The sequence below is a fragment of the Armatimonadota bacterium genome (assembly GCA_016789105.1).
GTDB lineage: Bacteria > Armatimonadota > Fimbriimonadia > Fimbriimonadales > Fimbriimonadaceae > UphvI-Ar2.
Genome location: JAEURN010000007.1, coordinates 172369 through 197298, shown reverse-complemented (window position 1 = coordinate 197298; position 24930 = coordinate 172369). Strand labels below are relative to the sequence as shown.

The following is a 24930-nucleotide window of genomic DNA, read 5'->3' as shown; positions in this document are numbered from 1 at the left end:
ACCTTCTCCACCGAGCAGGGGAGCACGCATTATCCGTACAACCTGGCGGGCCAGGCCGTCACCATTTCAACCGATGCAGGGCTGGCCACCCAGACTTTTGACGACAACGGCAACCTCATCCGGGTTTGGGGCGATTGGCCGGGCGGGAGCAAAAGCATCACGATGAGCTATGACAAGGAAAACCGCCTGGTTTTGGATTTGGATTCTGGGGCAAGGACAACGTACACTTACTCTGGCGATGGTTTGAAGCGGAGTTCGATTGTTGATGGCGCCGTATCCACCCTGGTTTGGGATGGCAGCGAATACTTAGGAGAAACCGACTAATGGCACTTGCAAAGCAATATCTGAGCATTGACGGCGAGGTTTTGATGGAATCTGGCACCACCGAAAAGGAGCGCATCATGTACATCCGGGATGGACTGGGGAGCGTGGTGGCCACCGCCGACAGCCAAGGCAACGTGCTCAATACCTATATGTACAAACCCTCGGGAGCGGTATGGCAGAAAACGGGCTCTGCCCCGGATCCGCGCTTCCTCTGGTGTGGGACATGGGGCTACCGGGCAGGCGGTTCAGCGTGGAACTCGCACTACGTGAGAGCAAGGCACTATTCCCATAACTCCGGGGCTTGGACAACCGTGGATCCGCTCTGGCCTTCTGAGCCGGCATATGGGTATGTCGGGGGGAAATCGTTTACGGCTATCGACTACTGGGGTTTACAGACTTGGAGGCCGCCATTTAACAAAGATGAGGATGACGATTTACTCCCCAGGGGAGTTCTCCCCCGGCCAACAAATGAATGTGATGACCACCTTATTTGGCCTTGTTTAATTTGTTTGACAAATAATAAAATTGATTCAGTTAGCATGTCTACAGATAAACTTACACATTTTGTAGCAGGTTGCTTGGCTGAAATAAGGTGTGGTGACTTTTGTCCGAATAGTGTGGGCTCGTATAAGGAATTAAGTGATAGCGTATTCGGCGGAACCGTTTCTTTGGCAGATGCGCTTGCAACCGACGATGGGTGGGACTTTGGAGAAGGGTGGATACCTGGCTTCTACACCAGTGATCTAGACTTTTGCATGCTAGGTGCTTTTTATTCTCGATGGAGTAGGCATGCAGAGGAAGACCGCCCAAGATATCCCATCATAAAACGACCGCGCCCAGTTTCAAGTGTCCCCCGAAATAAAATCCCCGCAACGTACGAGAATCCTCAAGATCTCCCAGGGTCATTCATTAAACTACCAGGAGGAAAGATCGTTAGGCAATGATGAGTAATAATGGAGTCAACTCGAGAAATGTACTTATTGTTTTGACATGTATTCTGTTAGTGATTGCAATAGGTGTAATTTCCATTATGTTTACAATTCGTGAACAGAAGCCAAATTATTTAGCTTATAGAAAAATCATACCTTTCGCACCGTTAACGACTAATAAAGTGCGATTAATATACATTGACAAAGATATTTCCGTGGCGATAATTGAAGTTAATGCTATTGAGTTACCTGATTTTATTTTTGATTCGATCCAATCAACCGGTGAGCTTGATGAGGGTCTTGCGCGTAACATCTATGATCCCTATTGGGGGACATGCTACTTTTCGAAAAGAGAAGGTGGGCATATGCGAGTTGGATGCGTAACAGATTACAAAATTAACCCTAGCAGGATTAGTCGGTTACGTCAAGAAATGCTAAGCCCTTAGATCATAAATTTGTGTCTGGTGTCCCAATCAAAGCTGCGGCCTGGGGGCAGGAGACGGCCGCATCACAGAGTTGACGGCTGTAGGTCACGGAATAGCCACCAACGCCTACGATGCTGCGGGCAATGTGAACAGTAACGAAGCCGGGCCGAAAACGACGCATTTCAACCTGGCGGGTCAGATTGCGACGATGCTGTACGTTTCGACCCCGACGACCGACACTTGCGACGACAACGGCAATCTGGTGGAGATCGAGGGCCGGATCGACGGCGGTGCGGACTTCGGCATCGTGACGATATCCTACGATAAAGAGAACAGGATGGCAAGTATTGTGGATTACAACAACCAGATAGCGACGTATACTTACTCTGGCGATGGTTTGAAGCGGAGCGAGATCACGGGTTCCGGAATTACGACTCTGGTTTGGGATGGCAGCGAGTATTTAGGAGAAGTTGACTGAAAATGGCGATGTCGAAGCAATACTTAAGCGTCGGCGGCGAGGATTTGATGGAATCTGGCACCACCGCAAAGGAGCGCATCATGTATGTCCGGGATGGGCTGGGGAGCGTTGTGGCCACCGCCGACAGCAAAGGCAACGTGCTCAATACCTATATGTACAAACCCTCCGGTGCGGTGTGGCAGAAAACGGGCTCCGCCCCGGATCCCCGCTTCCTCTGGTGCGGCACCTGGTGGTACCGGGCAAGCAGCAACTCCTGGAAATCGCACTATGTCCGCGCTCGGCACTATTCCCACAACTCCGGGGCTTGGACAACCGTGGATCCTATTTTCCCAGGGCAAGCCGCGTACGGGTACGTCGAGGGCAGGGTCACCAGGGCGGTGGATCCGAGTGGGATGGCTCTTCCAATTCCGACGCCAATTGGACCTCCAGTTCCTGGTGGAAGCCTGATTCCGCCAGGTTGGGAGGTTCTCCCTGGTGGCACTAGCTCGGGTGTCTCGGGCCTGTCTGCAGGTGGCTTTGCAGTTGGTGCATGCTCATTAGTCGTTATAGCTTTGTCCTGTTATGAAATCTGCAACTATAGAGTAGGAATGCCTTGCGGGCCACTTACTCAATTGGGTGAGAATTTAGCAGGTGCTGCCTCCAAAACGCCGTGGTGGCAGGCGATTTTCCCACAAGAACTTCCCGCAGACCCTTGGGTTGTGCAGTACCAAACTGCTCGCAGAGTAGAGTGCGGGAGAAACAAAAAGGGTCACCCTTGGCCATGGATTGATCCGTCGCACCCATTTTATCCATTGCAAGCTCCTGAACCTAATAAGAAATTTGATTCGGCATGTTCTCCAGAACCGCCATGCCCATACCTGGTGCGCCTCGACACGGCTAACAAAAACAAAGGGCATTGGGGTACATGGAGTGATGGTCGCATTGGAAGGTGCTATGATATCCATACGCATTATCGGCTTCAAACCAAATATCCACCCGATTGCAAATGCACACCAACAGGCCCTGAAATTGATGGAGAATGCTTTGGACCAGTTTTTCCGTAATAGCCATGACCACTCTAATACTGAAGTGATAGGATACGACCTTCGCAGGTTAGCACCCAACCGGCAGAGAATGAAAACTACCGGAGATCTAGTTATCTGCCCAGTAGCACCTCGTATCGATTCTCGTTGCTGGGATTCACTTATGCCAGCTCATGAAAAGGAACTTCAGACACAGCTGACCTATTCTCTCGAAAAACTAATCGAATACGCCACTTTGCATATCGTGGATCATTTTGAAATAATAGCCTGTGGGGTGGATTCATGGACAAGACTTAGGTCCAAACTAAGAAAATGTTGGGATCAGAAGAATGAAACACTGCGGATGGTTGATCTACCATTTCCAAAATATGTACAACAAGGATGGAGTCTACTGGGATTTGATGTTGTTGATTGCGGACTTGGCGCGGCGGACTGGTCTAACCCAGTTCATGCTACACCCTGGGACGTTCAAAATTCGTTAAGCGTAACCTTTGCCCAAGCAAAAACTCTGCGAGATATGCTTGTATCTCAAAGTGATTTGGGGGAACTTTTTGTAGTTTCTGTCTATAGTCTGGGCGTTTTTGAACGCCATGATGAACTCGGTAGCCTCCTTAACCCTCCGAAGGATTGATTTTTCTTACTTGCCCTGTTAAGATCGAAACGAGCAGTGGAACACCCACAACTCTTGCAACCTCGCGGGTCAGATCACCTCAATGCAGTACGTTACGTCCCCCGACGACCCACACTTTTGACGACAACGGCAACCTCATCCGGGTTTGGGGCGATTGGCCGGGCGGGAGCAAAAGCATCACGATGAGCTATGACAAGGAAAACCGCCTGGTTTTGGATTTGGATTCTGGGGCAAGGACAACGTACACTTACAGTGGCGACGGATTGAAGCGGAGCGAGGCCACGGGTTCTGGGGTAACCACCATGGTTTGGGATGGCAGCGAATACCTGCAAGGACGAGACTAACATGGCGGTCACAAACTATTTGAGCATTGACGGTGAGGTTTTGATGGAATCTGGCACCACCGAAAAGGAGCGCATCATGTACATCCGGGATGGGCTGGGGAGCGTTGTGGCCACCGCCGACAGCCAAGGCAACGTGCTCAACACGTATATGTACAAACCCTCGGGTGCAGTTTGGCAGAAAACGGGCTCCGCCCCGGATCCGCGCTTCCTCTGGTGTGGCACCTGGGGGTACCGGGCAGGCGGTTCAGCGTGGAACTCGCACTACGTGAGAGCAAGGCACTATTCCCACAACTCCGGGGCTTGGACAACGGTGGATCCGCTCTGGCCTTCTGAGCCGGCGTATGGGTATGTGGGAGGGCGGCCGATGGGCGCGGTGGATCCGAGCGAGATGCAAATTGACCCGCAGCAAGGACCTCCTCCTTATGGGGAACCTGGGTGGAAGTTTGTCAGTTGCGACAAAGATGATAAATATATAGCAACCACCTATGTCAATGTTAATGGCCCCTGCAAAAAATATGATGTGCACTTTCGAATAGGGTCTTCGACATATAGAACCCGTTCCAGCTGGATGCCGCTTGCTACTTATAGCGGGCTATTCAGTGAGCTTGAAAACAAGTGTGGAGTAAGCCGTGAAGCAATTGAGAAAATTCTATGTGAAGAGAATTGTTGCAATGTCGGAAAATCGATGGGTGCGGACCCAAATTCAGTTTGCTCAATTGGACTAACGGAAAGAACAACTTATGCCTGGCCAAAAGATCCGGCTCAAGATCTCACGGCAGCAATAGGAGTTCCGAAGGGAAATTCTTTCGGATGCTTGCAACTACAGACTGCGCGAGTAGAAGCAATACTTGCAGCAGCTAAAAAATGTGACCCAGCGCTATATGCCAAATTAACTCCACCATTTGCCGGGGCTTCAAAGAGCCAGATTGCGAAAGCGCTTCTAAATTGCAACTACAGCTTTAAAATTGCGTCAGCAGATCAAATATTAAGGCGAAAGGGGTGTGCTGGATTACCCCTATCTAGTCCTAGTGGGAATTATAATTATAAGAATCCGAGGGATTTTCCAGTTTCCTGGAATCCACGTGCTCCCGCCCACGTAGCCCGGTCTCAATGCGTATACGACGTCCTAAGCAAATTCAATCCTTGTGAAAGATAAGAAATGAAAAATTTACGATTGAAAAGGTATCTTGCGATTTCTGCTGCCATCTTATTTTTTCTCGTTCCTATTCTGGTCTACCGCAGTGGATTTTGGCTAAAGTCGGTTACTGTTGGTGAAAATAATGGCCGTTTGTACATAGAGTATGAGACAATTTGGACTGTTTATCAATCAAGTTTGCAGACTGTAAGTTCAAGTAATACGGAATTTGATGGTGTTGTCGATTACGATTTGAAGCCGATCAGTAGCGAGCGACTTCCGAAGTATGGGATACCGGTTGGCACAACGCGTGAATTTCGCTCTGCATTTGGGTTAGTACAGATCTCGAACCATGGACCTAACTATTCGTTACACGGTTATTATGATGAACCAAAATCTATTAGGGTTTTCTTTTGAGCATAATGCCGACGACAATGGTGCGCAGACTTGACAGAATTGCAGTGTTTAGTCTCTTGGTAAAGCTATGCAATTCGGGCAAATTCTCTCGCACACTGGTCGTACCGGGCCATCACCTACACTTACGATACCCCGGGGGCAAGAATCCACAATCATCTATGGCGACAGCCAGTAAACTGTGACCAGCAGCTATGATGCCGGTGGCAAATTGAGCGTGCGCGTTGCCAAAAACCCCTTTGGCGACACCCAGTCCACCACGAGCACCTATGATGAAGTTGGCAACCCGCTTGTTGAGCGCGCCTGGACAACCGTCGTGCGGACCTTAACCTATGATGCCCTGGATCGTCCGGTTTCGATGTCTGGTTCTTTGCCTTGGTCATCAACGATGAACTGGGCTTATGATGCCGCCGGGAACATGGTCACCATCACCGAGTTTGGCCCGCACAGCTTCACCTTTGACCTGGCCGGCCGGATTGTCAAAGGTAACAGCTACACCGGCTCGGACATCACCCACACCGTGTGAATGGACATTACAAATTGCCTGCAAGTAGGAAATCTTAGAATGTCTCGTCACTCGAATCTCTGAGAATGACGTTGCAATTCGCGTCCAGGAATCTCCACCAGTCTACAGATTTGACTTAGGCTGAAAATCCCTGTTGCAACTTCAACGGGATGGGTTTCGAAAACGGATCTCATGCACGCCGGCCAAAGAGCGAGCCTTGAATGAGTTTGCCCTTCCCTGGCTTAGAAGCTTGACTTTCAAATCACGCCCAGTCCACAAGCGACACCCGGCAAGACCACTCTCGTAGTCGACCAGTTGATAACTGTCACCGTCAGTCCACACCGCCAAATCAAACACATATCCTGGGCATGCCAGAATCAACTTTTCCCCGCACACATCCCCCGTCAGCACCTGCGGTTGCAACGCCAAGTCCTTTGGTTCTTTCAAACTGATATGGCGAGTGAGTTCCGGCCTACTTTTCACTAGGGCTTCAACAAAGGTTGCTTCTTTGACTAAGGTGAAACATTGATCGCACCTGCTACCAACTTCGATTGCCACAAAGCGGCACGTTTCTGCCATGACACAGCCATTCTTATCTAGCCACCGGACAACTATGTCATCATCAATCCGCGTTTGTGAATCGTTGCAAACAGTAACATGTAAACAGTTTTCCGATAGGTTTGCCGACAACAAGATCGGCGCAAAACAGCGAATCATTTCAAAGCCAGCAGGTTTGACCAACCGGGCATGATCCTCCAGTGACCAACTTTGCACCGGCCAAATATCGTTTGCCTGCCAAATCAGCGCGCCTCTGCAAGACGGATTCGATCGGTAATGTTCGATAGCCGCACGCATCGCGTCCCGCTGGTTAAGCTGCGAATAGTAAACCCAATCTTCTAGCGTCCTAGCCTCCGGATAATGTAACTCCACCATGCCCCGAAAAACATCCCAAGGTTTGGTGGTTTTGTCGTGCCACCGCACAACAGGGTGGTCTGGGCTTAATTTATCGTCGGACACCAAACCCCACGCATGCAACGAGCATGAACTAGCAAACCCGAATTCCGAGCTAAACCGTGTCTCTGAATCCCGGTAATGAATCCAGTCCCCCCGGCCATGCCACACATCCCAAAAATGGTCGTCACTATGGCGCTGCGCGGGGATATGTTTTTCATCCACCATTCCCGTTACAAGCAAAGGACTTGATTCAATGTAAGGGCGGCCAGGGTCGCCTTCCTCGCACGCGCGTTTCAAGACCTTGTCATAAATCACTTCGCCATAAAATCGCTCCGGTGCGTTTTCCGCCCCGCCCCATTTCCCGCACCAAAGGACACGGTTTTCGTTGTTGCCACACCAAATTGCGAGCGACGCCCGATCTTTCAGCCGTTGGATCTGCGCCTGCGCCTCTTGCAACGCGACTCGCTGGTAATGCTCGTCATCCGGATAGTAGCTGCACGCATAGGGAAAGTCCTGCCAAACCATGATCCCGGCGGCATCGCAGGCATCGTAAAAGTCGTCCGTCTCATAAATCCCGCCTCCCCACACTCGTAGCATGTTCATTCCCAGCCGCTTGTATCGATCGACCGCCGCAAAAACATCCTCGCGGCTGATCCGCGTCAAGAACGAGTCATGGGGAATCCAATTCGCTCCCCGGCACCACACTCGCCGGCCATTCACCACAAATTCGAAACTGGTTCCGGCTTCATCCGGCTCCCGTCGCAATTCGATTGTCCGCAATCCGATCTTCTTGCGGATGAGCTGATCACCTAGGCGCACTTCCAAGTCGTGCAAAACGGCTTCGCCTTCGCCGTTTGGCTCCCAGCGTGCCCCGTCGGTTTCAAACGATTGGCCCACGGCCCCCCCGTTCCAAAAGATCTCTGCCTCCCCACCCCCTTCAATAGCGACATCGACATCGATTCGGAACCGCCCGGCCCCCAAATAGGTTTGGCCTGCCGCCACCGATTTGACCCGGCGCGCAAACTCAATGAGCGTAATCGGCTTCCAAATGCCGCAGGAAACCAAACGCGGACCCCAGTCCCAGCCATACATGCACCCGGCCTTCCGGACGAATGCCCGTTCGTCAAACCAGGCGGTTTCATTCTTGATCCCGTTTGACGCAAAGTATTCCGACCGCCGCTCTTTCCCAACCCGCACCGCTGAATGAAAGTGAATCGTCAAACGGTTGGTACCCGTGGCCAGCCGATGAGAGACATCGATCTCATGGCGCAAAAACATATTGTCAAACGAACCGACCAAATCTCCGTTCAGGTAAATGTCCGCAACCGTGTCGAGCCCTTCAAACACGATCACCCGTTTGTCGAGCCCTTGCTTTGCCGACCAGTCGAACTCGCACTCATAAATCCAATCGCGGTCATCGACCCAGCGGCAACCGAGCTCAAACCGCTCGCGGTGAGGATCCCCAATGACCCCATTCCGCATCAAATCGGTATGAACATAGCCGGGAACCGACGCCGGCATCCAACCCATTTCTTGGGTTTGCGGGCGGTGGTAGCCCGGATCCTCGTCGTGCAGTCGAAACTTCCAGTTGTCGGCAAGCGGTGTCGAAATCATCTCTGTGGATCAAAAAATATGGTTTGGACAAATGTGGTGGGCTAGGGTCTGGGGGAACAGACCCTAGCCAGCGAAATGGCCTTACTTACCCTGTTCCGCAGGAGGACTCTCGTTTGACTTTGCGGCACCACCTGCCGGGCCATAGCCAGGGGGTGGAGGGCGCTTTGCAAAATCATCGGCGGTATAGCCTTTTTCGGTTTCATTGCTGCTGCAACCGAACAATGCGCCGCCCAATAGTCCAAGGAGCAGGGTGAGGAGGAAGGCCCTTTTCATATCCCTACTCTTGATACAGCGCGTCCCACATGTTCTGGAACTTGCTTTCCATGCAACCGGTGTTGCCATAGGCTGTTCCCTTTGCAAAATCAACGGTCTGCTCGGGACGCATCATTTTGGCGTGGCCATCTGCGAAAGCAACTGGCGAACCATTACCATAGAAGCGGTCGATGTAACCTTTGTATGTTGGATCAGGGGCCGACCAAAGGCTCCTTTGACCCGGCAAAGTACATTCCCCGCTGGGGTTGCAGTCGACGGACGATGCGTTGTTCAAAACAACGTTGTAAGCTCCGAATGCCCCTTCAAAAGCGCCCAGTTCGGGAGAGTGGTCGGCATTCTTCGGGTTTCTCGTCCGGGTTGCAAAAAGGATCGTCTGGGCTATCCGAGTGATTTCAGTTTGCGAACGGGTGCCGTTTTCGTACCAATTGTTTGATTGGTTCACATTGATGACCCCGCGGAATTTCCATTGCCAAGTCGGGGCTTCGCAGGATCCGGCCACAATGCCATTGGCAACATAGCTGATTTTTGGACCCGAGTCAAAGGCCGTGGTCGTTGGAATGCTATCGTTCGGATCTTTCAAGATCTGATAGTTCTTCATATACGGCAGCATGAGCATGATCCAGCTCTGTTGCCAGCCGTAACTGTTCTCGGGGCCGACCCACTGCGAAACGAACAAGTCGTCATAGTCCGTCGCATAGATCAGCGATGCTGTCGCCGTTTGCCGCACGTTGGAAAGCGATTGGGTCCCCTTTGCGGCTTGTTTGGCCTGTGCAAAAACAGGGAACAAGATCGCCGCCAGGATCGCGATAATCGCAATAACCACGAGCAATTCAATTAAGGTAAATGCCTTTTTCATGATGAGGGTGCCTCTTCTTTGAGTTCGGGGGCCACAACTTGCAAAGCCGTCGGCCAAGATGACGAAAATCGGTACTCAGACCGAGGAAACGGCACATTGCCGTGAAAACCAGAAAGGGCGTCCGGATTCTCTGTCCATTCCGAACGGTGTGCCCCACACAAACCCCGGACGATCAAACGATGCGAAGACACTGCCGTCTTCACATCCCGGGTGGGATTGGCAATCCGATCCATCAACAGTTCGATCGCTCGTTGACCCACCTCATCCCAATCGAGCGCCACCGCGCTCATCCCCACTCCGTCGACCGAAACATCGACGTCGTCGCCAATTGTGCAAATCTTCACATCCTCCGGAACCCTTAACCCAACGTTCAATGCCGTCTCAATGGTCGAGGGAACGAATTCGTCTTGCAAAACGACGATCCCATCAGGTCGGTCATTTGCCACCAGACGTGAAGTCAAATGAGTGTTGTCCGGCTTGGGCATCGCACTCGTGTAGTTGAAACAAAAATCCCTTGCCGTCGGCTGGAAATGGTTGGCAAACATCGCCTTCAGATAGCCGGAAAAACGGTCGTGGTTCAGGCCGCACATATCCATCATGCCCGTCACCGCAATCCTCTTGCACCCTGAATCGATCAATCGCTGAGTCGCCAGCTCGCCGGCGTTCAAATTGTCAAACGTCACATAGTCGGCCTTGGCCCCTGCCAAGATGTGCCCCAGAAATACAAGTGGTATCGCATTAGAGAGCCGAACCATCGTTTCGTCATCGGCAAATCCTCGCATCGGCCAAACAACCGCGCCAGCAAACTGGTTTTCAACGCAATATTCGATCGCATCTTCAAGAGCCACTGGGCCTGTCGCATCAAGATGAATAAGGTGATAGCCTTGGGCCCGCAAGGCTTCGCTCATCCGGACTGAAAGAACCCGCTGGACATAACTCTGCCCCTCGATAAAAGCAATATTCTTGGTCGCCGCCTCGGTAAAGCCAGATGCGGCCACCACCCCCCGATTCGGCAGATTCTTAGCCCATCCGTCGTGGATCACCTTCGACAAAGCCCGGCGCACCGTCGATCGGCTCACCCCATACCGGTTCTGCAGTTCCCTTTCCGTTGGCAGCATCCGCCCCAATCCGATCTCGCCAGATCTGATTCGCGATTGCAGGTCGCTTGCTATTTCCTTGAACGCATTTCTCCGCGCCGAAGGTTTGTGCTCGCCACTGGGCATTGGAGTCATTATACAGAAAGTATCGCAAAATGCAAATTAATTTTCGTAAAATGCGATATGTATTGTATCGCTTAGTTTACAATCTGCTTAGAAGTCTGGAAACCATCATGACCGCCACGATGATCATAGCCCTCCTCCTGATGCCTCAAGCCAGGGGCACCTTGACCAAGACCAGTTGGTTCGGGCCGGTGACGGCAACCCTCGACATCAAAACTGCCGGAAATCCTTTTGACCCTTCCCAAAACGACATTCAAGTGATCTTTGTGTCGCCCTCCGGCAAAACAACCACCCGAATCGCCTTTTACTCCCACGGAAAATGGCATGTCACCCTCGCCGCAACTGAGAAAGGCACTTACCAGGGCACTGTGATCCAGAACGGTTCGCCGACCGAGGCAAAAACAACCTTGGCCCTTTCAAGGAACCTCCCCACGGGTTTCGTCCGCACGACCCCCGACCACCGATTTGCCTTTGACAATGGCCAATCCTACTGGCCTCTGGGTTTCAATTTCGCATGGCGATCCGACAACGTCCCCGATCTCCCAGCGGCCCTGCCCGAACTCAAAAGGTACGGAGTCAACTGGACCCGCATCTGGGCCGACCATTGGGACGGCAAAAACCCGTTCTGGGTCAAAGGCAATCCCCTCCAATTTGACGAAGCCCCGCTCGACCGCTGGCAAGCCGTTACCGAGGCCGCCGAAAAAGGCGATGTGAAATACCAATTCGTCCTCTTCCACCACGGCCCTTGGTCTTCGCGGGTCAACTCCAACTGGCGTGAAAATCCCTGGAACAAAGCCAACGGCGGGTTCCTTGACACCCCCACAGAATTCTTCTCTTCTCCGCAAGCCAAAAAGATCGCAAAGGCCTGGCTCCGTTACGCTGTCGCCCGCTACGGGCACAGTCCTTCCGTTATGGCCTGGGAGCTGTTCAATGAAGTTGAATGGGTCGATCCCAACTACGACCAAAAGGAGCAACTCGTCGGGGACTGGCATCAAGAAATGGCCGCTTACCTGCGCTCTATTGACCCGTACCGCCACCTCGTGACCACCTCCTCCCGCATGAGCCTCCCCATCTATGCGGACATGGACTACTACCAACCCCATGGCTACCCAAACCGCGTCCAAAACCTCCTTCTCGCCTCTCCGCCAAAGGCTGACAAGCCGTACTTTTTCGGCGAAGTTGGCCCCGCCGCCGCCCAGGCCGGGCCAGCCATCCAACGCACAGCGATCCGCGATTCGATTTTCACCGCCCTGGTCATGGGGCACTCCGGATCGGCCCAATACTGGTATTGGGATAACGTCTATCCCCAAAACCTGCTCGACGAATACGCGTTCGCCTCAAAAATTCTAAAAGCGAGTGGTGTCCTCACCCAACAAATTGCCAAATTCACTCCCAAACTGATCGCCCCGGCCGCCGACCTTGTTGTTTCCCCTGGCGGCGATTGGGAACCTGTCCACAAATTCTCCTACTCACTTCCCGAAGAAGCCAACGAACTCGGTGGCATGTCCTCATTCTTCCAAGGGTCTGGCCACGCTGAGATGCGGCCCCAACCAATCAAACTTACTTTCACGTCCCCCAAGGCTGGGGTCGTCACCATCCGCTTTGTCCAAATCTCCCAAGGAGGCGGCAACCTCATCGCCCGAATCGGCGGAAAACAGGTCGCCAAAGTCTCCTTCGAACCAAACGAAGACGCTGGAAAGAAAGCCTTGACCATTCCCGTCCCCGCCGGAAAAACCATCCTGGAACTTGACAACGACGGCCCCGACTGGGTGCGCCTCGCCAGCATTGCCATCCCCGGTGCCGGCACCGCCGCTAACGCCATCGCCACCGGCAACAAAGCGACTGTTCTCCTGCGCATTGAAAAACAAGCTCAAACCCCGGACTTCTCCACTCCGGTTGCCAACCTCCCCCTTGCCGACGGCAGCTACACGCTCACCATTTACGACCTCGACAAAAAATCTCAGGTCACCCAAACGGTGACCATCAAAAACCAGACAACGACCAAACCCATCCTGATCAATCGGGACGACGCCATTTTCACTCTGACTCGGAAATGAGGGCACCTCGAGCCCTCGTCCAATTCTCCGGGTCTTGATTTTGGCTACGGTTGTTGCCGATGCAAGGCGAGACTTCGCCAAGTCCCGCCCAATCGGGCATGGCGACCGCATTGACCAATCCCGGCCGCCCAACAATGCTCAAGGCGACCTTTCCAAGGCCGTGCAAACGATTTGCGTTGTGATCCGGCTGGTGTCAAATAGGGATCGACCGGCTACCGCAATCGGCTCCGGGGCATGGTCACTCAGTTCGCCATGGGTTCCAACGTTTGATTTCTGCGAGCAGGTAGTCCACGTCTCCGAACGGCTCTCCCCCCGACCGCTTCCACCCGACGCGGCCCTGGGCGTCGATCAAGATCGTCGAGTGCAATTCCATCTCTTCAAAATCGTCGTAACTGGCAAACCGGCGGGCGTTCTGGTGGTCCACGTCTGAAACCAGAACCGCATTGAATGCCCCAAGCTTCAACGAATCTTTGTTCGCCTTGGGAGTCGTGGCGCTGACGGCGAGGATGACGGTGTTAAGGTTCTCGAACTCGCTGTGCCGGTTGCTGATCGCCCCCAACTGCTCCATGCAATGGACACACTGGTCGGAGAGATAGAAAACGAGCAAAACGTTCTTGCCCCTGAAGCTGGCAAGCGTGATGCGCTTGCCGTTGATGTCCAAACCATCCAGTTCGGGGGCGGCAAACGGAACCCAATTGCTCGGCCCAAAGGAATCCAGGTTTGCCGGGACGTATTCGCGCTCGGGTTTCAATGTCTCGGCCCGGGGCGTTGTGGTCAGGTTCAGCGCCTTGACCTCTCCCAATAGCTTGAGGTTGGGGTCGGCGCCGCTCCAAACGGCTAAAAACCGTTCGGCGTAGCGGGTCGCCTTCTCGGTTTCCCCGCGGGCGGCGTGGGCTTTGGCCAGTCCGGCAAGCGCCCAAGCGTCGTTTTTGACAACGGCGAGAGTGCCTTCATAGGCATCGATTGCGCTACCATAATCGCCGCCAGCCAAGTAAGCATCCCCCACAACTCGGATCGCCGGCCAGGGGTCGCTAGGCGGATCGTTGGAGTACCGGCCTTCCTCGCGCGCAAGCCGTTCCTGCTCCGCAATATCCAAAAGCAGGCGGATCGCCTCCGTCCTCTTCCCTTCGGCCAGGAGCACCTTGGCCTTTGCAACCCGGAACACGGGCGGCATGTTTTCTTCGAATTCTTTGCGGATCCGGGCGGCATCGGCAGGAGACTTGGCAATCTCATCCGCAATCTGGGTCTCCAGGGAGGCTTCGAGCTTGGTAAGCGCCTCCCGGGCTTTTTCAGCTTTCCCCAAGCCAGCCCAGGCAAACACCTGGGCCAAAGACTTGAAGTCCGCTTCGAAGCCAGAGAGCGTCGCTGGCCATGATGTCTCATCGAGGATCTGTTCCCACTGTTCGAATTTGATCAAGGCCCGTGAATAGGGCATCATGGCCGGATATTGCGACGCCGCAATCGCGGGATCCTTAGGGGCATTGAAGATATCCCGGCTGCCTTGCAGGCTGGCCTCCATCCGCCCAAGCTGTTCCTGGATGTAAGAAAGGTAATCCCGATTGTGCGGGTAATTCCAGTTTTCAAACGGGAAGGCCAGCCGTTGGGTCATGTGTCGGAGCTCGACCCTTGTGGCGCTATCCATGGCAATGGCGGCTTCGTGCCACATCCCGATTCCGGCATAGATGTGGCCGGGCATGTGCAGGGCGTGCCCGACCCCGGGGGCCGCCTTGCCATACAGTTCGCAACTCGCCACGGCTTGAGCCCCGTCAACATCGTCCCAGTTGTGGATCCGAGCATGGTGCGCCCCCGGGTGCATGGGGTTGACCGCCAAGATTTGTTGGATGAGGAATTCGTTTGCCAGGGCACTCCCATGCCCGATGTTGAAAAAGGCGAGTTGGCATTTGGCTTCGATATCCGCGGGGTATTTCACGCACAACTCTTCCAAACGGCGGATGATCTCGCGGTTCGCCTCGTCACCGGTTTTGGACCAAGCCGCATCCCACGCTTCGATATAAAGCCGTTCGCGCTCAGTCGCTTTGTCTTTACGCTTAACCGCTTCGTTCAAAAAGTCGCGAAATCGCTGCAACGAAGGATCGGGCCCGGCGCCGGCCGAAAACCAATTCAGCCCACATCTCGCCAGCCCGAAATAGACCATGGGGTTTTCGGGTTCAAGTTTCAAACACCAACGGAAAGAACGCTCAGCTTCTTCAAACCAAAAACTGTGCAGCAGCTCGTTGCCTTGGTCATACCAGCCCTGGGTTTCGGGGTTTATGGTCGAGATCGGGAACGGTGCATTGCCCAATCCTTCAAATTTCCATGGTTTGGATCGCAATCCAGAGTCAAAAGCCGTACCCAAGTGCGAGTGGCCCGGGCCTGGCTCATCCTGGGCCGGTGCCACCGCAAAACAGACGAGGAGTCCAAAAAGGCAGACGGCTCGGAAAACCATGGGCCATCATGCCACTTCTTGATCTTCAAAGTAAATTGGTAAGACTGGATTGGAAACCCAGTGGTGGCATTGTGGGGAATCAATAGCCCCTTCATGTGCTCAGGACAGGCCCCGGCTATTTGAGCCGCCAGGCCCGGAGCGTGTAATCCATGCTCGACGTAAAGGCCATCGACCCATCTGGAGAAATGGCCGCCCCGGTCACTGGTCGCTCGTGCTTTTCCTGCTTCCAAACCACGCTCAAGTCCGCCCCTTTCAAAAGGATGGTCAGATTGTCTTGGGTTCCGACGAGGATGGAAGAGCCGTCGGCAGCCACGGCAACCGCGTTTGCCTCGCATTCAAAAGAACCGCGCTCTTTGCCTTCGGCAAAATCCCAGCTTTTGACAACGCCGCCACCGCCTGAAACCAGGGTCTTCCCATCGCCGGAAAATGCCAATGCCCGTCCGCTGGAGGCATGGTTCCAAGTCGCTACTTGCTTCAGGGTCGAAGCATCCCAAATGTTGATCGAACCGCCGTCGTCGATTGTGGCGATGGTTTTTCCGTCCGGCGAGGCGGCGATGCCGTTGACCGCCCAGTTGTGTTTGAAGATCACGGCCTGCCCATCGGATCCGACTGTCCAAACCCGTGCCGCATTATCTTTGCAGGCGGCAAAGACCCGCTTTCCATCGGGGCTGAATGCCACGCCGAGGATTGCCCCCTCGGAATCGGCGAAGGTGTGGAGTTCCTTGCCAGTGGCCACATCCCAGATCTTGAGCTTTTTGTACATCTCGCCCGAAGCAAGCAACTTGCTATCGGGGCTGAACGCCACGCAATGGACTTCCCCATCGTGTCCAGTGAGTTCCATGGACATCCGTTTCGACTGGGGATCCCACAGCCGCACGGTGTGGTCGACCCCGCCCGAGGCCATCATTTTCCCGTTGGGCGAAACTGCCACGCAAGAAACCTCCCGGGTGTGGCCTTTGAACTGGCCGGCGTCCTGCGCCGCCATGACCATAAAGGCGATTGAACTAATCAGCATAGGGCCATCATAGCGCAAACACCCACATCGGCGGAGCGTGGAGGACTGCAGAGAAGCCTGATGTCGATATGGTTGGAACCCCGAGTCCGCGCTGGGCATCCACCTGGTAGCCTTTTGGGATGTTGCTGGCGATTTTGGCCGCCTTTGCCCAACCCATGCCTGACCAACTTCCGTTCCGCCCCCCGTCGATCCCCCTTGTCGCCCACGACCCCTATTTCAGCATTTGGATGCCGAACGAAGTCTGGACATCTGCCGACACCGAACATTGGACTCATGCCCCCCACCAAATTAGGGTCGTAGCGACCATCGACGGCCAAGAGTTCCGACTGCTTGGCAACCCCGGATCCAAAACCCCGGCGCTCCCGCAAACCGGGACGAGCGTCACACCGACCCAAGTTGGGGCCACGTTCAGCGGGATGGGCGTCAAGGTCGAACTCATATTTTTGAGCGCATCGGTCGCCACCGACCTCGACATGATGTCCCGACCCCTAAGCTATGTCGTTTGCCGTTCGGCCGCCACAGACGGAAAGCCGCATCAGGTTGGGTTCACTGTTTCGGTGAATGGCTTGCTGGCCGCCAGCCGGACTGACCAACAAGTGGCCAGCAAAATCGAAGCCTTGGGCAAGGCGAGCGTTATTTCGTTTGGGACGGTGAACCAGCCGGTGTTGGCAACCAAAGGCGACCGCACGCAAATCGATTGGGGGTACTGCTATCTGGGCGCGCAAGGCGGATCCGTTTGGGCCTCCGCCGAAGCCACGGCCCCGGCCGGGTCGTTCACTGCCCGGTTGGAGTTTGGCCCCCGCAAAGTCGGCAAGGCACCCGTCGAGCAGGTTTCATTCCTGGCCTACGACGACGGTCGTTCTATTCAATACTTCGGACAAGACCTCAAAGGGTATTGGCGCCGAAATGGGACCGATATGCGGAGCCTCCTCTTAGGCGCCGCTGATGCGCTTCCGGCAATCCGCCGGGCATGTGAGGCATTCGACAAGGAGCTGACGGCAGACTTCATGGCCATCGGAGGGCCGGACTATTCCCTGCTTGCCAGCCTCGCCTACCGGCAATGCATCGCCGGGAGCAAGCTGGTCGCCGACCCCAATGGCCAACCCTTGTGGTTCCCAAAGGAAAATTCCAGCAATGGTTGCCTGGCAACCGCCGATGTCATTTACCCCATGTCTCCCCAGGCCCTCTTGTTTGGTCCTGCCCTGGCCAAAGCGCTGGTCGAACCAATCTTGGCTTATGGCGGCTCAAGCCGGTGGAAGTTCCCGTTCGCGCCCCACGATCTGGGCACCTATCCCCTGGCCAACGGCCAAGTCTATGGCGGGGGCGAACAATCCGAAGAAAACCAAATGCCGGTCGAGGAATCGGCCAACATGCTGATCCTGGTTACAGCCATCGCCCATATGGAGGGGAATGCCGAATACGCCGGTCGGCACTGGCCTGCACTCAGCCGGTGGGCCCACTACCTGGTTGAAAAGGGGTTCAACCCGGAAAACCAACTCTGCACCGATGACTTCCTTGGTCACCAAGCCCAAAACGTCAATCTCTCGGCCAAAGCGATTTTGGGAATCCGCGCCTATGCCGAACTATGCCGGATGCAGGGCAAAACCGAAGATGCCTTGGCCTACAAAACCACCGCCGAGAACTATGCCGCCCGGTGGATCCGCGAATCCGCAGACGGCGGGCACAGCCGGCTCACGTTTGACAAACCCGGAACCTGGAGCCAGAAATACAACTTGGTCTGGGATACGATCTTGGGATTCGGCACGTTCCCGCAGTCGGTCAAAGAAGCTGAGATGACTTTTTACCGATCAAAACTGAACCCCTATGGGCTGCCCATCGACAGCCGGGGCACCGGGGCCAAGTTGGATTGGAACATCTGGATCGCCACCCTGACCGGCAACCCGTCGGATTGGGAGTCCGTCATGCAAGGGGTCTACCGCTATGCCGGCGAAACTCCGAACCGGATCGGCCTGGGCGACTGGTACGACACCGCCACCGGCCACCTGAATTTCTTTGAAGCCCGCCCGGTGATGGGGGCGGCCATGATCCCGTTCCTCTATCGGCCGGCTCTGTGGCAAAAGTGGGCCCACAAAAACCCTTTGAACCCAGCGGGTTGGGCGCCCATCCCCCCTGCGCCCGTGGTGGTGCCCGTCATGGTGGCCGCTGACCAGGAGCCCGTCACCTGGCAGTACACCACAGACTTGCCGGCTCCCGATTGGTTCAAACCAGCCTATAACGACCGCAAATGGAAATCGGGTCGATCCGGATTTGGGATGGACGGAACACCTGGGGCGCGGGTATCCACCGTTTGGGACACTCCCGACATTTGGATCCGCCGAGTGGTCGACCTGCCCGACCCAATCCCCGATAATCTCCGCCTTTGGCTCCATCACGACGACGATGTCGATGTCTATTTGAACGGTGTCTTAGCCCTCAAACGCGAGGGATGGACGACGGGCTATGAAGTATTTGCAATCTCGAAAGCCGCCCTCAAATCGTTGAAACCGGGCCAGAATTCCATTGCCATCCATTGCCACCAGAACCAGGGGGGTCAATACATCGATTGCGGACTTGTGCAAGTATCAAAGCCTAAACCTTAACCGCAATGGCTTGAACGGTCCGGATCCTTCCTTCGCTGAGGTTCCGGGCGACATTCCCGAGTTTCTCCCTTGCCGTGGCGCCCATCAACAGGTGCAGGCCCAGCGGCACTTTGGGGCCGATCAAGGCTTTCTCAATCGCCGCCTTGAACCAAGCCGCAGAAAGCGCAGTCACGTCCTCGCTTTCAATGATCTCGAACCCGGCTGCACGGACGTGGTCAAAAGCCTCTTGCGGTGTAGCCAAGAAACTGATCCCCGAATCATCGGCCCAAGGCACTGGGAACTGGACATCGCCGACTCCCGCAAAAATGTCGTGGAATGCGAACTTGCCTCCCGGCTTGACCACGCGGCCAATCTCCGAATAGAACTGGGCTTTGTCCGCAATGTTCATTTGCACGTGCTCGGTCCATGCCCCGTCAAATTCATTGTCGCCAAAAGGCAAATCCAGGGCGTTGGCCACCGCAAAAACCGTCTTGTCTTCAAGTCCGACCCATTGGGAGAGTTGCGTGGCCGCCTCCACAAAATCAGGGGTTAGGTCGATTCCGTACACGGTGGCCCCGTGCACTTCGGCAAGGTGCCTCGCCGAACCCCCGACCCCGCACCCGGCATCAAGGAGCTTCATCCCTGGCTCAAAGCCGGCCCTCTTCGCTAACTCGATCGTCGCCTCCCGCCCTCGGACGTGGAATTCGTCAACCGGGGCAAGATCGGCGGTGGTCAGCCCATCCAAGTTTTTGCCAAGCTCAGCGAGCCCATTGCGGATCGACTCCAAGACACTGCTGCGACTGTAATGGTGTTCAACAAGATCCATGGCGGTTCTAATCAGGAAAAGCGGTTTCGGGTTCCGCTTGGCCCACCGAACTCAACGACGGCTCGACGCCGCTGGCGTGCGCCAAGTCGCGGTCGTCTTTGCGATAACGCCGGGCCATGTCATCAAAGAATGTGTAAACCACCGGGACGACAAACAAGGTCAGGATGGTGGATGTCGTCAAGCCGCCGACGACGACGGTGGCCAATGGGGCCTGCAGGGCAGATGCCGAGCCCGAGGCCAAAGCCATGGGAAGCATGCCAGCCACCGAGGCAATGCTCGTCATGAGGATTGGGCGCAGACGTGTGGGCGATGCCGTGAGGATAGCTTCATCGCGCGAAAGGCCTCTCCCTCGGAGTTGGTTGGTGTATTCGACCAGCAAAATCCCGTTTTTCACCACGATCCCGACCAACATCAAGATCCCGATGTAAGCCGTCAACCCAAATGACCGGCCGGTTAAAAAGAGCGAGAGGACGACGCCAACTGCACAAAGTGGGACGGTGGTCAAAACCACCAGGGGATAGATGAAACTTTCGAACTGGCTGGCCAACAGCATGTAAATCAAGGCGACCGCCAAGACGACGGCCAATCCGAGTCCGCTGAATTCATCGGCCTTGCGGGTTTGCTGTTCCCCATAGGCCCATGTGATCCCTTGCGGGAGTTCCAGGCTCTTCATGCGGGCGGTGACATCGGCCAAGACTTCCGATTCTGCCCGGTCGCTGTACCGGCCGCCCACTGAGACATACCGCCGTCGGTTGATGCGATTGATGCCGTTTGGGCCGCCCGTGAGCTCGGGGGTGGCCACCTGGCCCAAAAGGATCTGGTTCCCCGTTACCGGGTTCTTTTTGACCGGAATCCGCATCAGGTCTTCCACCGTTTCGCGGTTGCCAGGCGGAAGCTGGACGTAGATCGGATATTGGAACCCATCCTGTTGGAAGTAGGTCGAAAGTGTTCCGTTGGTGCTTGCGTTGATCGTGGAAGCGATGTCTTGGTAGCTGACGCCCAACGATTGAGCCCGTTGCCGATCCACTCGCCACGTGATCTCCGGCGTCGCCTCTTCCACATTGACATCCACCCCCTCCAAACCCGGGATATCTTGGAGGGCATCCTTGACGGTGTTGGCTGCGGCAAACATCTGGGTGAGGTCCGTGCCGAACACGTCGATCTCCATGCCTTGGTTGTTGCCACCGATGATGTTGGAGACCAAGTCGAACGGGTTGGCCGTCACCCGCACGCCAGAAATCGACGCCAGGTTCTTTTGCAGGCGCTTGGCCACTTCGTCGGTCGTGGCTTTCCGATGCTCCTTCAGGTGGATGTTGGCCGCGCCAGAATTGGCCTGTTGGCCTCCGACGCTCCCCCGAAAGCTGATCCCGGCCCCAACCGAGACAAAAACCGTGTCGATGTCCGGATCTGCCAGCAAAACCTTTTCGACTTGCTCCATCTTATCGATGGTTGTGCTCAAGGCGGTGCCCACGGGGAGCCGCACCCGGACGTTGAGGTCGCCCGAATCAGTTTGAGGGAGTGATTCTGTGCCGATGGTTTGCCAAAGGGGATAGGCGGCCACCGTCACCGCCGCCACCGCACCCAAAACCGACCACCGGTGCTTGATCGCCCACACCAAACCATTGCGGTACGAAGAATCAATGGCATGGAACACCTGCCCCATGAAGCCGGAGACCTTTGCCCCGAAACCCGCCTGGTTGATTTGCTCTTCGGGGTGTTCAAGGGCATGGACTTCCCGGGTTTTGATAATGCGCGAGGCCAGCATCGGTACGACAGTGGTGGCATCCAGCAGTGAGACGGCGAGTGAGAAGATGACGACCAAGGCGAGCTGGGTGAAGATCTGCCCGGATTGCCCCTTGACCAAAAACAGCGGGAGGAACACGATCATCACCGTGGTGGTGCTGGCCACGACGGCCTGCATGATTTCGTTTGTCCCGGTGACGGCCGCATCGACCGGCGACCGCTTGTCCCGCTCGATATGCCGGAAAATGTTTTCAAGGACAACGATGGCGTCATCCACGATCAACCCCGTGGCAAGGGCCAGCGCGCTCAACGAAATCGTGTTGAGTGTGAATCCGCCAAAGTACATCAACGAGAACGTGCTGGTGATGGAGATCGGGATCGACAGGGCGACCACAAAAGTCGAACGGAGGTTCCGGAGAAAGAACAGGATCGCCAGAATGGCAAGCGTCCCCCCGATGATCGCATGCTCTTGAAGCAATCCGACCGATTCCTTGACGAACCCCGATTGGTCGTAACCGATCCGGAAATTTAGGTTGGGGTACGCCTTCTGGATTTTGGCGACGGCATCCTTGATGTTTTGCGCCGTTTCGACAGTGTTGGCCTCCCGTTGTTTGGTAACCGAGATCCCGACCGCGTTTTCGCCGTTGACCCGGGTCCACACGCGTTGATCCTGGGCTTCGTCGCGGATCGTTGCGACCTGTTTGAGCAGGACTTGGCGGCCATCCGTGGCACGGATCGGCACATTTTCGGCATCGCGGATATCTTTGAAGTACCCCGACGAACGGATGACGTACTCCTTTTCCCCGGCTTTGGCGATGCCTGCGGGTTGGCTGATGTTTTCGGCCCTGATGCGCGCAACAATGTCGGAAAGCAACACATTGTAGGCCTGCATTTTCACCGGGTCGACATTGACGATAATCGCCCGGTCGCGGCCCCCGGTCACGTTGACTTGGGCGACCCCTCCGGCCGATTCGATCATCGGCGCGATTTCGTTGACAAGGAGGGTTTTGAGCTTGATCGGGTCATCCTCCCCGGTGACGCCATAGATCATCACGGGGAACGAGTTCGGGTCGAATTTGAAGACGACCGGCGGGCTGATATTGGGGTCGTTGGGGAATTGGCGGTAGGCGCGCTGGACATATTGCAGGACATCCACCGCGGCTTTGTCCACGTCGACCCCGTAATTGAGCGTGACCCTGACAAACGACGAACCCAAGTTTGAGCTGGAGTTAACGGAATACAACCCGGGGATCGTGGAGACCGCCTGTTCGATCGGGCGGGTGATTTGGGTCTCCATCTCCTGGGGTGGCGTGTTGTTCCAGTTGGTGCTCACCGCGACGATCGGCAGGTCAACCCGCGGGAGCAAGTCGATCGGGAGCCGTGAAAAGCTGATCGCCCCCAGCAGCACCAGGGCGGCAATACGCATGGTCACCGCGACCGGGCGGCTGACCGAAAACTTGGCGATGCTCATCGGCCACCTTGCGGCTTGTTGCCGGAAGGGGGGCCGCCTTTGCCGTCACCCGGCTTTTTGGGTGGGTCGATGACAACGCGCGACCCGTCCAGCCGCCTTTCGGCCGTCGGCGTGACAGAAGCTCCGTCTTTGACCGGCGAGAAAGAAAGCACGACGACTTTTTCGCCCACTGCGAGCCCACTCAGGATCTCGATATTGTCTTTGTCGCGCTCCCCGGTCACGACTTTCCGGATTTCCGCTTTGCCGTCTTTGCCGACGACGGTGACCGTTCCGTCCTTGACCGCATCGAACGGCACCACGACTTGGGCAGCCACCCTTTTGGTTTCGATCTTGACCTTAGCAAACATCCCTGGCTTAACCCCGGAGTTTTGGCTTGTGAGCCGGATCCGAACCAACACTTGCCGATCCAACGGGTTTGCCGAGGGGACGATTTGGTCGACCCGCCCCCTGAGAGTTTGGTCAGGCATCCCGTCGAAATCGAGGCCAACCTCGTCGCCTTTCACGATCTTCGCCGAATCCTCCACCGTCACGTTTGCGTCGACCAACACAGAATCGGTCGATTCCAAAGTCAAAACGGGTTGGCCCGGACTGGCCAAGGATCCTGGATCCGCCATCCGTTTAGTGACCGTCCCAGAGATCGTCGACCGCAATTCCGTGTCGGAAAGTTGCGAAGAAGCCCCTTTGAGCTGAGCATCCGCCGAATCGACTCCGGCACGAAGGGCATCCAGGTTTGCCCGGTTTGCTGGCAGCTGGTTCCGATTCCCCTGGGCGGTTTTGAGTGCGGCCGCCGATTGGGCAACCCTGGCCTTGGCCGCTTCGATGTCGGCCTGGGTTGTGGCTTGAACCGATTTGGCGTTGGCTTCATCGGCATCGTTTCGAGCCTTGGCGGTTGCAAGGTCGGCTTGGGCCGATTCCACGGCGCTCAGTTGGGCATCCAAGGCGGCTTGGGCGGCAGCGGTTGAAGTCTCGGCGTTTTCCAAATCTTGTTTGGAGACAAAGCCCTTGTCGTACAGCGTTTTCATCCGCTGCTCCTTCAACTGGGCATTTTTCAGGTTGGCCTGTCCGCTGGCAACTTGGGCTTTGCGGCTGTTCAAATCGGCTTGGGCCGATGCCACGGCGCTTGCCGATTGCCTGACTAGGGCCTTAGCTGCCGCAACTTTGGCCTCGGAACTCTTTTGAACCTGGATGAGTGCGGCTTTGGCATAGGTGGCTTCCGCCTGGGCCTGAGTGATCGCCTGTTCGATCTGAATCGCATTGGCTTGCATGGCCGCTTCGGCCTGGGCCAGCCGGCTGCGCGATTCGTTGACGCTGGCGCGGGCGGAAAGAACCCCGGCGTCTGCCTGTTGGGGGTCGATTTTGGCCAAGAGCTGCCCCGGCTTCACCCTTTCGCCTTCGCGGATCTCCAAGTAGGTGATCTTGCCCGTGACCCGGGGTGCCAACTGGATTGTGAGCTCGGGCGTCACCGTCCCAACCGCCTCGACCCCTTGCACGATATCCACCGACTGGGCGGTGGAGATTTCGACGATCGCCGCGCTGCCCCGGCGGGCGGCCCCTTCCTTTGCCTGCTTCGCCTTGGTCGCTCCGATGTCTTGGAGCCGGCCAAAAACCAAGTAGCCCAGGACGACCAAAGGGATCGCGGCAAAGATCAATTTGGCGGAAGGCTTCACAC

General features: G+C 55.5%; 17 protein-coding genes. 9 read left to right on the top strand and 8 right to left on the bottom strand.

Going from position 1 to position 24930, the window contains the following annotated elements:
* From JNM28_08395 to JNM28_08365, 7 genes are all read left to right on the top strand, one after another.
* Window positions 1-324, top strand: a 324-nt coding sequence (locus tag JNM28_08395; GenBank protein MBL8068455.1) for a hypothetical protein, incomplete at its 5' end; no start/stop codon positions are given.
* 1003 nt (window positions 325-1327) lie between these two features.
* Entirely contained in the window at window positions 1328-1699 is a 372-nt protein-coding gene (locus JNM28_08390; GenBank protein MBL8068454.1) for a hypothetical protein, read from the top strand.
* A gap of 124 nt (window positions 1700-1823) precedes the next feature.
* Entirely contained in the window at window positions 1824-2156 is a 333-nt protein-coding gene (locus JNM28_08385) for a hypothetical protein (GenBank protein MBL8068453.1), read from the top strand.
* Window positions 2157-3068: 912 nt separating this feature from the next.
* Window positions 3069-3809, top strand: coding sequence for a hypothetical protein (locus tag JNM28_08380; GenBank protein ID MBL8068452.1), 741 nt, complete (start codon window positions 3069-3071; stop codon window positions 3807-3809).
* Window positions 3810-3991: 182 nt separating this feature from the next.
* Window positions 3992-4153, top strand: coding sequence for a hypothetical protein (locus JNM28_08375; GenBank protein MBL8068451.1), 162 nt, complete (start codon window positions 3992-3994; stop codon window positions 4151-4153).
* Between the two features lie 1174 nt (window positions 4154-5327).
* Window positions 5328-5705: a hypothetical protein gene (locus JNM28_08370; protein MBL8068450.1), complete on the top strand. Its 378-nt coding sequence runs from the start codon at window positions 5328-5330 to the stop codon at window positions 5703-5705.
* Between the two features lie 178 nt (window positions 5706-5883).
* Window positions 5884-6228: a hypothetical protein gene (locus JNM28_08365; GenBank protein ID MBL8068449.1), complete on the top strand. Its 345-nt coding sequence runs from the start codon at window positions 5884-5886 to the stop codon at window positions 6226-6228.
* 141 nt (window positions 6229-6369) lie between these two features.
* Here the strand turns inward: JNM28_08365 and JNM28_08360 are convergent, their stop codons facing one another.
* The 3 genes from JNM28_08360 to JNM28_08350 all read right to left on the bottom strand — a co-directional run bounded on the left by JNM28_08360 (window position 6370) and on the right by JNM28_08350 (window position 11127).
* The gene (locus JNM28_08360; GenBank protein ID MBL8068448.1) at window positions 6370-8775 is read right to left on the bottom strand and encodes a hypothetical protein; all 2406 of its coding nucleotides are present in this window, start codon (window positions 8773-8775) and stop codon (window positions 6370-6372) included.
* 277 nt (window positions 8776-9052) lie between these two features.
* Entirely contained in the window at window positions 9053-9904 is an 852-nt protein-coding gene (locus JNM28_08355; protein ID MBL8068447.1) for a prepilin-type N-terminal cleavage/methylation domain-containing protein, read from the bottom strand.
* Window positions 9901-11127 carry a GntR family transcriptional regulator gene (locus JNM28_08350; GenBank protein MBL8068446.1) on the bottom strand — a complete coding sequence of 409 codons (1227 nt, stop codon included), beginning with the start codon at window positions 11125-11127 and terminating at the stop codon, window positions 9901-9903. The genes JNM28_08355 and JNM28_08350 overlap by 4 nt, the downstream gene beginning before the upstream one ends.
* Window positions 11128-11234: 107 nt before the next feature.
* Between JNM28_08350 and JNM28_08345 the strand changes: the two genes are divergently transcribed.
* A complete protein-coding gene (locus JNM28_08345; GenBank protein MBL8068445.1) occupies window positions 11235-13181 on the top strand; it encodes a DUF5060 domain-containing protein in 1947 nt (648 codons plus the stop codon).
* Between the two features lie 238 nt (window positions 13182-13419).
* Here the strand turns inward: JNM28_08345 and JNM28_08340 are convergent, their stop codons facing one another.
* Window positions 13420-15627: a redoxin domain-containing protein gene (locus tag JNM28_08340; protein MBL8068444.1), complete on the bottom strand. Its 2208-nt coding sequence runs from the start codon at window positions 15625-15627 to the stop codon at window positions 13420-13422.
* A 115-nt stretch (window positions 15628-15742) separates the two neighbouring features.
* Window positions 15743-16642 (bottom strand): WD40 repeat domain-containing protein, encoded by a 900-nt coding sequence (locus JNM28_08335; GenBank protein ID MBL8068443.1) that lies wholly within the window; start codon window positions 16640-16642, stop codon window positions 15743-15745.
* A 119-nt stretch (window positions 16643-16761) separates the two neighbouring features.
* On the opposite strand from JNM28_08335, the gene JNM28_08330 reads away from it, so the two are divergent.
* Window positions 16762-19242, top strand: coding sequence for a DUF4965 domain-containing protein (locus JNM28_08330; GenBank protein MBL8068442.1), 2481 nt, complete (start codon window positions 16762-16764; stop codon window positions 19240-19242).
* Here the strand turns inward: JNM28_08330 and JNM28_08325 are convergent.
* Genes JNM28_08325 through JNM28_08315 form a run of 3 tightly spaced genes read right to left on the bottom strand, consistent with a single transcriptional unit; the run spans window position 19232 to window position 24928 of the window.
* Window positions 19232-20047, bottom strand: coding sequence for a methyltransferase domain-containing protein (locus JNM28_08325; GenBank protein MBL8068441.1), 816 nt, complete (start codon window positions 20045-20047; stop codon window positions 19232-19234). The genes JNM28_08330 and JNM28_08325 overlap by 11 nt on opposite strands.
* A gap of 7 nt (window positions 20048-20054) precedes the next feature.
* A complete protein-coding gene (locus JNM28_08320) occupies window positions 20055-23261 on the bottom strand; it encodes an efflux RND transporter permease subunit (GenBank protein ID MBL8068440.1) in 3207 nt (1068 codons plus the stop codon).
* Window positions 23258-24928, bottom strand: coding sequence for an efflux RND transporter periplasmic adaptor subunit (locus JNM28_08315; protein MBL8068439.1), 1671 nt, complete (start codon window positions 24926-24928; stop codon window positions 23258-23260). Before JNM28_08315 ends, JNM28_08320 begins: the two co-directional genes overlap by 4 nt.
* Window positions 24929-24930 lie beyond the last annotated feature (2 nt).